This is a genomic window from Streptomyces sp. ADI95-16, from assembly GCF_003721495.1.
GTDB lineage: Bacteria > Actinomycetota > Actinomycetes > Streptomycetales > Streptomycetaceae > Streptomyces > Streptomyces goshikiensis.
This window is the reverse complement of record NZ_CP033581.1, coordinates 1,718,110-1,728,126: the sequence shown is the minus strand read 5'-3', so window position 1 is coordinate 1,728,126 and position 10,017 is coordinate 1,718,110. Positions and strand designations below refer to the sequence as shown.

The window sequence follows — 10,017 nt, the reverse complement described above, 5'->3', positions numbered from 1 at the left end:
GCGCGGTTACCGTCCGGTCATGACCCCCACACTCGCGCAGCTTCGTTATCTCGTCGCCGTCGCGGACTGCCGTTCCATCACAGGAGCGGCCGCCTCGGTCTTCGTCGCCCAGTCCGCCCTGTCCCGGGCCGTCCAGGCCATGGAACGGGACCTCGGGGTCGACCTCCTGGCCCGCCGGGGCAGAGGGGTCGACCTCACCCCCGAAGGCTCCCGGGTGGTCCGGCTGGCCCGGACCGTGCTCGACGCGGTCGAGGCGATCGACGACATCGGAACGGCGCACGGCAAGGGCTCCCGGGTCCCGCTCACGCTCGTCACCACGCCGACGCTGGCCCTCGATCTGGCCGCCCGCCTGATACCGGGCTTCACCGAGCGGCACCCCGGGGTGGACGTGCGGATCCAGCAGCGCGACAGCAGGGAGCACCTGGTCCGGGAGCTCATGGACGGGCGCGCGGAACTGGCCCTGGTGGACCTGCCGGTCGACAAGGAGCTCTCCACGCACCACATCCAGGAGCGCGAGGTGGTGCTGATCTCGCCGGTCGGCTCCCGGCTGCCCGACCCGGTGCCGTTCCGGCTGCTCGACGGGCTGCCCATGGTCCTGCCGACCCCGGGCGCCGGGCGCCGCACCGAGCTGGAGGCCATGTTCAGCTGCCTCGGCGTCCGGCCCGCGCCCTCGCTGGAGGCCGACGAGCGGCTCGCCTGGGTGACGGGCGTGACCGACGGGCGCGGCTCGCTCATCTGGTACCGGGACGTGGCGCTGCGCGCCTTCGGGCACCGCGCCGAGATCCGCTCCTTCGATCCGCCCCTGCTGCGCCCGGTGGGCATCGCGCACCCGCGGCGCCCGCTGAGCCGCGCCGCCCGGGCGTTCATCGCGGAGGCCCGGCGCAAGGCGCCGGTAAGGGAGCCCGCCCGATGAAGCCCGCCGCCAGGTATGCCCGCACGGCACCGAACGATGCCCAGTGGGGCGCCGGTTGGCGCTGGCGCCGTATTCTGATGGCCTGTCATATGAGGGCCATGCATCGACTCCTCACACCCCCGAGAGCCGCCGCCCTGGCGACCGCGGTCCTCGCCACCGCCCTGTCGGCCACCGTCTGGACGGCCGGCGCGGCCGTGTCCACCGGGCCGGCCCCGGCGGGCGCCACAGCCGCGGCCCCGGAGAGGAAGTGCACGCTGCCCGCAGGTCTGGCCGAACTCAGCGGCCTCGCCATGAGCCGCAAGCACCCCGGCGTCTTCTACGCCGTCAACGACAGCGGCAACACCAACCAGGTCTTCGCCGTCGACTGCGCCGGAGCGGGCGGCCGGCTCGTGGCCACCTACACCGTCTCCGGTGCCGGCAACACCGACTGGGAAGGGCTCGCGATCGGCAAGGACGCCGCCGGGCTCCCGGCGATCCTGGTCGGCGACATCGGGGACAACCTCAGCGGCCGCGCGGAGATCGCCGTCCACGCCTTCGCCGAGCCCGACCGGCTGGCCGACGCCACCGTGACCCCCGTGACCTACCGCTTCGCCTACGCCGACGGCCGGCACGACGCCGAATCCCTGCTCGCCGACCCCGTGTCGGGGCAGATCTATGTCGCCAGCAAGGTCATCGGCGCCGCCGGGCGGCTCTACAAGGCCCCGCTGCCGCCGGTGACCGGGCAGGTCAACACCCTCACCGCCGTCCGCCCGGGCCCGGTCTTCGCCACCGACGGGGCGTTCTCGCCGACGGGGGCCTCGTACGCCCTGCGCAGCGGCGGGCCGCTGGGCGCGAACACCGCCTCCGTGTACGACACGGCGGGCACCAAGCTGGCGGACGTCGCGCTGCCGGCCCAGTCGCAGGGCGAGACGGTGACGTACGACGACTGTGCCGGGCTGCTCGTCGGGTCGGAGAACGACACCCAGATCTGGCGCGTCCCGCTGCCGCCGGAAGCCGCCCCGGGGTGCGGCACGACGCCGACACCGACTCCCGGTGACCTGAAGCTCGCCAACCCCGGCCCGCAGGCCTGCAAGTTCAACCAGTCCTGCGTCATCCGGCTCACTGCCACCGGGGGCAAACCCGCCCTCCGCTACGCCGCCACCGGACTCCCCTGGGGCATGAGCGTCGACGCCGCCACCGGCCGCATCACCGGCAAACCCTGGGCCACCGGAACCCTCCAGGTGACCGCCACCGCCACCGACTCCACAGGAAGCACGGCCGACGCCACCTTCCCCCTCACCATCGGCTGGTTCTGAGACGCGGTGGTGTCGGGCTTGTACAACACCGCTCCCGGGACGCACTGTTGACCGAGTTTCGCCCCCCACCCGGTCAGGAGATTTGGCTTGAACCCCGCCGACGCCCCCACCCCCACCCCCGCGCACGTCCCCGCCCACGTCATCGACCCCGCGGGCGGCTGCCCGCACGCGCTCAACGCCCGGCTGCGCGCCAGGGGCTCCGTGTCCGAGGTCGTGCTTCCCGGCGGGGTGCCCGGGGCGGTGGTGCTCGGTCACGAGGCGCTGCGGGAGTTCCTGGGCCACCCCGACGTGGCCAAGGACGCCCGGCACTTCCCGGCCCTGCACGACGGCACCATCGCCCCCGACTGGCCGCTGCGCGTCTTCGCCAACGCCCAGGGCATGCACACCGCCGACGCCGCCGACCACCGCAGGCTCCGCTCCCTCGTCGGCAACGCCTTCACCGCCCGCCAGGTGGAACGGCTGCGCCCGCGCATCGAGGAACTCACCGCCGGGCTGCTCGACGACCTCGCCGGGGCCGCCGCCGAAGCCCCCGACGGCGTCGCCGACCTGCGCACCCACTTCGCGCTCCCGCTCCCGATGAGCGTGATCTGCGAACTCCTCGGAGTGGACCCGGAGCACCGGGGCCGGCTGCACCACCTCTCCAACACCGTGATCATCGCCACCGACACCACCCCGGCCGAGGCCATGGCCGCCGTACGGGAACTCGTCGAGCTGATGGGCGCCATCGCCGCCGCCCGCCGCGCACAGCCCGGCGAGGACCTCACCAGTGCCCTCATCGCCGCCCGCGAGGGCGACGGGGACCGGCTCAGCGAGGCCGAACTCATCGGCACCATGCGGCTGATGCTGGTCGCCGGCCACGAGACCACCCTCAACCTCATCAGCAACGCCGTCCGCGCGCTGTGCACCCACCGCGACCAGCTGGAGCTCGTCCGCGAGGGCAGGGCCACCTGGTCGGACGTGGTCGACGAGACCCTGCGCTTCGACGGCCCCGTCAGCTGGTTCCCGTTCCGCTACCCCACCCGCGACCTGACCGTCGACGGGACCCTGATCCCGCGCGGCACCCCGGTCCTCGCCGGTTACACGGCCGCCGGCCGCGACGAGGCCTTCCACGGTCCCGACGCCGACCGCTTCGACGTCACCCGCCCCACCGCCGCCCGCCACCTCTCCTTCGGCCACGGCGCGCACTACTGCGTCGGCGCCCCGCTCGCCCGGCTGGAGGCCACCATCGCCCTGGAGCGGCTGTTCACCCGCTTCCCGGACCTCGACCTGGCCGTCCCCGAGCCCGAACTCCCGCACCAGCGCAGCTTCATCGGCAACAGCGTCGAGGCGCTGCCCGTCCGCCTGGACCGGTCCTGACCAGCCGGGAGCGGCAGATCACTCCCGGTCCTCCGCGTCCGCCGCGGTGCCCGGGCGGCCGGAGCCCGGCGGGGGGATCTCCGTACTCAGCCAGCCCAGCGCCTCGGGGTACATGCCCCTCCAGGTCTGGAAGTTGTGGCCGCCCTGGGGCCGGACGAGGGTCCTGACCCGGACTCCGGTGCCCTCGGCGGCCCGGGCGAAGACCCGCAGCTGGGCCGGTGGGCTGTCCTTGTCCTGCGCGGACGTGGCCAGGAACAGACCGGTGTCGGCCTTCTTCGTCCGTCCGAGCAGCCACATCGGGCTGTTGCGCTCGCGCACCGCCGGGTCGGAGAGCACCGCCGGATCCCCGACCAGCGGGTCGGGGTCCAGGGCCGCGCCCGCGCGGAACGCCTTCGGGAACTGCAACGGCAGCTTGGCCGCGCAGAACCCGCCGGTGGACACGCCCAGCAGCCCCCAGCCCTCGGGCCGGCGCAGCGTACGGAAGTTCCGGGCGACCAGGTCCGGGACGTCCTGGCCCAGCCAGTCGGCCACCCGGTGCGGCCCGATGTTGGCGCAGTCGGTGTTCATCCCGCCCGGATAGAGCTCCGGGATCACCACGATGAACGGATGCGACGCGCCCGCCCGAACCAGCCGGTCCAGCGAGCCCGGCATGTCGCCCAGGTCGATCCAGGTCCGGGGCGAGCCCGGGTACCCGTGCAGCAGCACCAGCACCGGGAACCGGGTCCGCTCCGCGCCCGGCGCCCCGTACTCCGGGGGAGTCCACACGGTCACCTGCCCGGCCAGCTTCGAACGGGAGCCCCGGAAGTAGACGCTCTGGGTGCCGTCCCCGCCCTGGGTGAACCGGGCCCGCCCCGGCGGCGGCCCGGTCATCGCCGAGGCGGGCCCGGTGTCGGTGCCCAGCAGGTCGTCCCAGGACGCGTACAGCCCGTAGCCGCCGTTGATCGAGGCGGCGACGACACAGATCGCGGTGAGCTGGCACAGCCCGATCATCAGCACCCGCGCCGGCCAGCGCAGCCATCCCGGTCCCGGGATCCGGTTCCACAGGAGCAGCAGGGCGAGCATCGCGAGGACGGTGACGACGATGAGCGTGACGAGGAACGACGTACTGGTCAGCTCCACGGTCCGGGCTCCTGACGTGTCCTGGGTCGTGCTGCCAATGTACGGTGCGCCCCGCTCGCGAGGGGGCCGGTGCGCGCCGTGTCGAGCCGCATGAGGGGGCCTTCGAACGGCTGGCCGACACGGCCCGCCCGGGCGTACCTCCCGCGCCAGGACGGCGTTGTATGCACTGTGATCAACGGATTCGCGGAGAGTGCCCCGTGTCACCGCTTTCGCGGCCTGCGGGACGCGGCGGCCGGATGCGCCGAACCGACCTACCAGGTCAAGCTGTTACTCGATCCCGCCACGGTGCTGGACGCGGAAGGCGCCCCCCTCGCCGGACCCGCCGCCGCCCTCCGTCTCGCCGGAGCCGTCCGCTTCGAATCCGCCCAGTACGTGGACGACGAACGGCTGAGCCTGGCCGCCCAGCGCTGGATCATCCGGATGCGCCGCGACGGAGACGAGGACCGCATCCGCCTCACCTACAAGACCCGCTTCGCCATCGAGGGCGACGGCGCGGACCCGGCGGCCGTCCAGCGCGCGCTCGACATCGCCAGCACCGTCAACTTCGGCGCGAACGACACCAATTACGCCCCGCAGGTGAACCTCGGCTACGCCCGGGCCACCCTGGACTTCTGCAACAAGAAGCGCGAGCCCGCCCCGCACCTCGCCCCCGGCGAACTCCCCGGCCCCGAGGCCTCCCGCGCCCTCGCCCGCGACCGGATGCCCGGCAAGCTCCGCAGATGGTCGCCGAAGCCCCCCGGCTGGGCCGAGTCCGTGGCCGCGAACTCCCTCGTCTACGGCCCCGTACGCCAGACCAGCCACGGCGGCCGGCTCCTCGGCCGCGACCTGGAGATGCAGGTGACCCCGCTGCGCACCGGACCGGGGGAGCCGCCCTGGTTCGCCGAGATCACCGCCAAGGCGGCCACCCTCCGCGAGGCCGTGGACCTCAGGTCCGACCTGATCGCCGCGCTCCGCCCGCAGGGCTGGCTGCTGGAGCGGGAGGCCTTCAAGACCGACCTGATCCTCGCCCCGCGCCCGCGCCCGTGATCCCCGCCCGGGAGCGGACCCGTACCACCACCGAGTGCCAGCCCGTCGCGCCGTCCGGGACGGTCCCGGCGCGCTCGCCCGTCTGGACGGCACCGGTGCCGTCCGTGGCCCGCACCTCCAGCGTGTGCGAGCCGGGGGTGGCCTCCCACTGCCACACCCACTGCCGCCAGGTGTCGACCCCGTCCGCGTCCGCCAGCCGGGCCTCCCGCCACGGGCCCCCGTCCACCCGCACCTGCACCCCGGCGATGCCCCGGTGCTGCGCCCACGCCACCCCCGCCACCGCCACCCGGCCCTCGGTCGGTTCGGCGAAGGGGCGCGGGGTGTCGATCCGCGACTGGGTCTTGACCGGACCCCGGGCCGCCCAGGACCGGCGCACCCAGTACGCGTCGTACGCCGCGAAGGTGGTCAGCCGCAGCTCGCTCAGCCACTTGCAGGCGGAGACGTACCCGTACAGGCCCGGTACGACCATGCGGACGGGGAAGCCGTGGGCGAAGGGCAGCGGCTCGCCGTTCATCCCGACGGCCAGCAGCGCCTCCCGGCCGTCCATGACCGCCTCCACGGGCGTGCCGAGGGTCATGCCGTCCACGGAGCGCGCCACCAGCTGGTCGGCCGGGCCGCCCCGGGACGGGGGCTCGACCCCCGCCTCGCGGAGCAGGTCGGCGAGGCGGACGCCGAGCCAGCGCGCGTTGCCCGCGTACGGGCCGCCGACCTCGTTGGACACGCAGGTCAAGGTGATGTCGTGCTCGACGAGCGGGCGGGCGAGCAGTTCCCGCAGGCTGAGGGTGAGGGGTCGGGCGACCCCCTCGCCGTGGAGGGTCAGCCGCCAGGCGTCCGCGTCGACGCGCGGGACGACGAGGGCGGTGTCCACGCGGTAGAAGTCCCGGTTCGGGGTGAGGAACGGCGAGATCCCCGGCACCCGCAGCTGCGCTCCCGCCGGTACGGGCGGCGCGGGCACCGCCGGCCGGGGCAGGACGAAGTCGGCGCGCGAGGCCGTCGCTCCCGCCGCGCCGAAGGCGCCGAGGCGGCGCCCGGCGTACCCGGCGCCCGCCGAGACCGCCAGCACGGCGACGAGCAGCCGCCCGAAGCCGCGCCGGTCCATCGCCCGGGTCCCGTCGGCCGGCGCGCCCCCCGGCCGGGGCCGGGTCACCGCCGTGACCAGCAGGTACAGTACCCCGGCCGCGGTCAGCCCGCCCACCAGCGAGGGCAGGGCGTCCTTCCACGTGGCCTCGGGACGGCTGAGCGCGGCCGCCGCCCCGATCACCCCGAAGCACCCGGCGAGGGCGATCCCGGCGGGCAGGCGCCGTACGGCGAGCAGCCCCGCCAGGGCCGCCACCGCGGCGAGGGCGGCGACGATCCCGAGGGTCAGGACCAGCTTGTCGCCGGTACCGAACTGGCGGATCGCCCATTCCTTGAGGGCGGCGGGCGTGCGGTCGACCGCCGCCCCGCCGACGGCGGTGAGCGGCGCGGCCTCGGGGCGCACCACGGCGGCGGCCAGCTGCGCCAGCGCCAGCCCGGCGCACGCGGCGGCCAGCCCGCTGACGACGCCGAACAGGCGGCGGTGCGGCTGCCCCGGGGCTGTCTTCTCAGAGGTCATGCGCGCCCACCATCCGCCGGGAATGCTACGAATTATCCTCCCCGGCCCCCGGGCGGCGCCGCCGCGACGCGCTCCCCGCGCTCAGTGCACCGGCGCGGGCGGGATCCACCGTCCGGTGCGCGGGGCCTTCATCCCGTACTCGGGCCTCAGTTCCGCCGGGATCGCGTGGTGCATCACCCGGCCCCGGGTCAGCGCGGACAGCTCGAAGCCCGCCAGCGCGGAGCCCGCCTTGTCGAGCGCCCACTCCGCGAGCGGGCTGCTGTCCTCGATGGTTTCCAGCAGCCCGAGGAAGACGGGCACGGCCCGGGCCGCCGCGTCCCAGGGGCTGCGGGGGACCTCCAGCCAGCCGGAGATGGTGTCGCCGACCAGGTAGCGGATGGTCGCCGGGACCATCGGGTCGAAGAGGGTGCCGGGCACCACGTCCTCGTACAGCCGGGTCAGCCGGGTGGTGAGCGCGACCCCCTCGGGCGAGGGGCCGAGGCCGCGCCGCAGGTAGAGGTCGAGGTAGGCGCGGCACTCGGTCAGGGTCCCGGGCACGGCCGACATGTCGCAGCCCAGCATGGCGGCCACGACCCGCCAGGCGTAGAAGTACGCCTCCGCGCCCTCCTCGGTCATGTGCACGCCCAGCCGGTGCATGGCGTCCAGGACCAGCAGCGAGAACATGCCGAACCCGCCGATCATGTCCTCCTGGCAGATCGGCGTCCCGTCCCGCGCCACGTCCCAGTGGCCGCCCCCGCGCAGGTGGTGGCGGACCGCGGCGTGCAGCAGCCGGACCTTCTGGGCGGCCGGGATGAACTTGCCGCCCTCCTCGAAGGAATCGCTCCGCATCAGGTACGTGACGAACTGCCCGGTGCCCGCCATCCGCCGCGAGGGGTACGCGAGGGAGTGCGTCGAGGAGAGCAGCCGGGCGAGCCGGGGGACCGCGTAGGTCACGGGCATCGCGGCGAAGGCCAGCCCGGTGTTGATGTGGGCCGCGTTGTCCATGAAGAACAGCCGGGCCCGCTCCATGACGTCCCAGTCCACCCAGTCCGGCGGCATGGCCGTGGCCTCGAAGTACTCGGCCGCGGCAGCCGGGAGCCGCTCGGGCAGCTTGTCCCCGGAGGTGGAGAAGAACCGCATCAGGGTGTTGAGGTCGCCCACCTCGCCGCGCTCGATCAGCGTGGCGACGGTCGCGTCGGCCAGCGGGTCCCCCCGGGTGGCCAGGACGTCGAGGGCGGCCTCGTCGTAGCGGGCCGGGCGCGGCGGGGTGGTCTGGGTGGCGTTCACTACGGTCGTCCCTCTTGTCATGGCTCGTGGAGTCCAAGGCTTCTTGTGACGGTGACGGTGACGGTGACGGTGACGGTGACGGTGACGGTGACGGTGACGGTGACGGTGGCGCGGCTAGAGCGAGCGGTCGGCCGCCGTGCCCGCCAGCTCGCGCAGCGCGGACCGTGCCTCCGCCGGCATCGGTACGGTGTCCAGCGCGCCGGCGGCCCGGCCGATCCGGTCCCGGATCATGTCCTCGACCCGCTGCCGGGCCCCGCAGCGGTCCATCAGCTCCCGTACGGACGCCGCCTCTTCCGGGACCAGCTCCGGGTTGCCCACCAGCTTGGCGAGGAGGCGCCGGTCGTCCTCCCCGGCCGCCTCCAGGGTCAGGGCGAGCAGCGCGGTGGGCTTCCCGCCCCGCAGGTCGTCCAGGTTCGACTTGCCGGTCCGGGCCGGGTCCCCGAAGGTGCCGAGCAGGTCGTCGCGCAGTTGGAAGGCCTCGCCCAGCGGCAGCCCGTACGCGGAGAACGCCTCGGACAGGGCGCCGGGGCCACCGCCGAGGGTGGAGCCGAGCTGCAGCGGCCGTTCCACCGTGTACTTGGCGGTCTTGTAGCGGGCCACCTCCAGCGACTCCGCCACCCGCGGTTCCCGGGCCGGCGCGGCGGCGGTGCGCAGCACCTCCAGGAACTCCCCGGCCATCGTCTCGCGCATCAGGGCGGTCCAGAGCGGCACGGTCCGCGCCAGGTAGGCCCCGGGCAGCCCGCAGGAGGTGAACAGGTGGCCCGCGTAGCCCATCAGCAGATCGCCGAGGATCATCGCGAGGGCGGTGGAGCGCTGTCCGGCGGCGTCGAAGGCGGCGTGCGCGGTGAGCTGGCCGTGCCGCATCCGGCTGCCGTCGATGATGTCGTCGTGGGTGCAGGCCGCCGCGTGGACGAGTTCCATCGCGGCCGCGGCCCGGATCACCGCCTCGCAGTCGGGCTGTCCGGCGGCTCGCCAACCCCAGTACAGGAACGCCGCGCGGATCCGCTTGCCGCGCGCCAGCGACCGGCGCAACTGCTCGGTCAGCGGGAAGAGTTCGGTGTGCAGGGCGAGGAGGGTCTCTTCCTCCTCGTCGGCCAGCCGGACCAGTACCCCGTCCACGCGCTCCTTGAAGCCGGTGTGGTCATGCACGCGGGTGGCCGGCCCGCTCGGCGGCGCGGCGGGCCATGACCTCCAGGTAGTTCTCGTGCTCGGCCGCCGCGCCCGCCCGGCGGGTGGCGAGTTCCCCGCGCTTGCGCAGCTCCACGACCCCGTCCGTGAGCAGCTCCCGCAGGTCGGAGCGGCGCAGTGCCTCTTGGGCCCGGTCCGCGGACTGGCGTAACTGGTCGAGCGCCAGATCGGCGGCCCCGGCGGCGAGGAGCGTCAGCAGCTCCAGCGTCGCTGAGGGCCGCTCCGGTCGCTCCGGTTCGGTCTCGGACATGCCCGGTGCA

General features: G+C 74.4%; 9 protein-coding genes. 4 read left to right on the top strand and 5 right to left on the bottom strand.

The window, feature by feature from the left end; genetic code table 11:
- Positions 1 to 19 precede the first annotated feature (19 nt).
- From EES41_RS07315 to EES41_RS07305, 3 genes are all read left to right on the top strand, one after another.
- Positions 20 to 913: a LysR family transcriptional regulator gene (locus tag EES41_RS07315; protein WP_164495781.1), complete on the top strand. Its 894-nt coding sequence runs from the start codon at positions 20 to 22 to the stop codon at positions 911 to 913.
- A 98-nt stretch (positions 914 to 1,011) separates the two neighbouring features.
- A complete protein-coding gene (locus EES41_RS42305; protein ID WP_254211367.1) occupies positions 1,012 to 2,208 on the top strand; it encodes an Ig domain-containing protein in 1,197 nt (398 codons plus the stop codon).
- An 87-nt stretch (positions 2,209 to 2,295) separates the two neighbouring features.
- Entirely contained in the window at positions 2,296 to 3,564 is a 1,269-nt protein-coding gene (locus EES41_RS07305; RefSeq protein ID WP_254211366.1) for a cytochrome P450, read from the top strand.
- 18 nt (positions 3,565 to 3,582) lie between these two features.
- Here EES41_RS07305 and EES41_RS07300 read toward each other — a convergent pair whose 3' ends face one another.
- Positions 3,583 to 4,683, bottom strand: a complete 1,101-nt coding sequence (locus EES41_RS07300; protein ID WP_123076669.1) for an esterase family protein — start codon at positions 4,681 to 4,683, stop codon at positions 3,583 to 3,585.
- A gap of 285 nt (positions 4,684 to 4,968) precedes the next feature.
- Between EES41_RS07300 and EES41_RS07295 the strand changes: the two genes are divergently transcribed.
- On the top strand, positions 4,969 to 5,709 hold the full coding sequence (locus EES41_RS07295) for a hypothetical protein (protein ID WP_164495780.1): 741 nt from the start codon (positions 4,969 to 4,971) through the stop codon (positions 5,707 to 5,709).
- Here EES41_RS07295 and EES41_RS07290 read toward each other — a convergent pair.
- The 4 genes from EES41_RS07290 to EES41_RS07275 all read right to left on the bottom strand — a co-directional run bounded on the left by EES41_RS07290 (position 5,669) and on the right by EES41_RS07275 (position 10,007).
- Positions 5,669 to 7,303, bottom strand: coding sequence for a molybdopterin-dependent oxidoreductase (locus EES41_RS07290; protein WP_123076665.1), 1,635 nt, complete (start codon positions 7,301 to 7,303; stop codon positions 5,669 to 5,671). The two genes, EES41_RS07295 and EES41_RS07290, sit on opposite strands and share 41 nt — an antisense overlap.
- A gap of 81 nt (positions 7,304 to 7,384) precedes the next feature.
- On the bottom strand, positions 7,385 to 8,569 hold the full coding sequence (locus EES41_RS07285) for an oxygenase MpaB family protein (protein WP_254211365.1): 1,185 nt from the start codon (positions 8,567 to 8,569) through the stop codon (positions 7,385 to 7,387).
- 114 nt (positions 8,570 to 8,683) lie between these two features.
- Complete coding sequence (locus EES41_RS07280; protein ID WP_254211364.1) at positions 8,684 to 9,688, bottom strand: polyprenyl synthetase family protein; 1,005 nt, start codon at positions 9,686 to 9,688, stop codon at positions 8,684 to 8,686.
- A gap of 22 nt (positions 9,689 to 9,710) precedes the next feature.
- Positions 9,711 to 10,007, bottom strand: a complete 297-nt coding sequence (locus EES41_RS07275; protein ID WP_123076659.1) for a hypothetical protein — start codon at positions 10,005 to 10,007, stop codon at positions 9,711 to 9,713.
- Between the last annotated feature and the right edge of the window lie 10 nt (positions 10,008 to 10,017).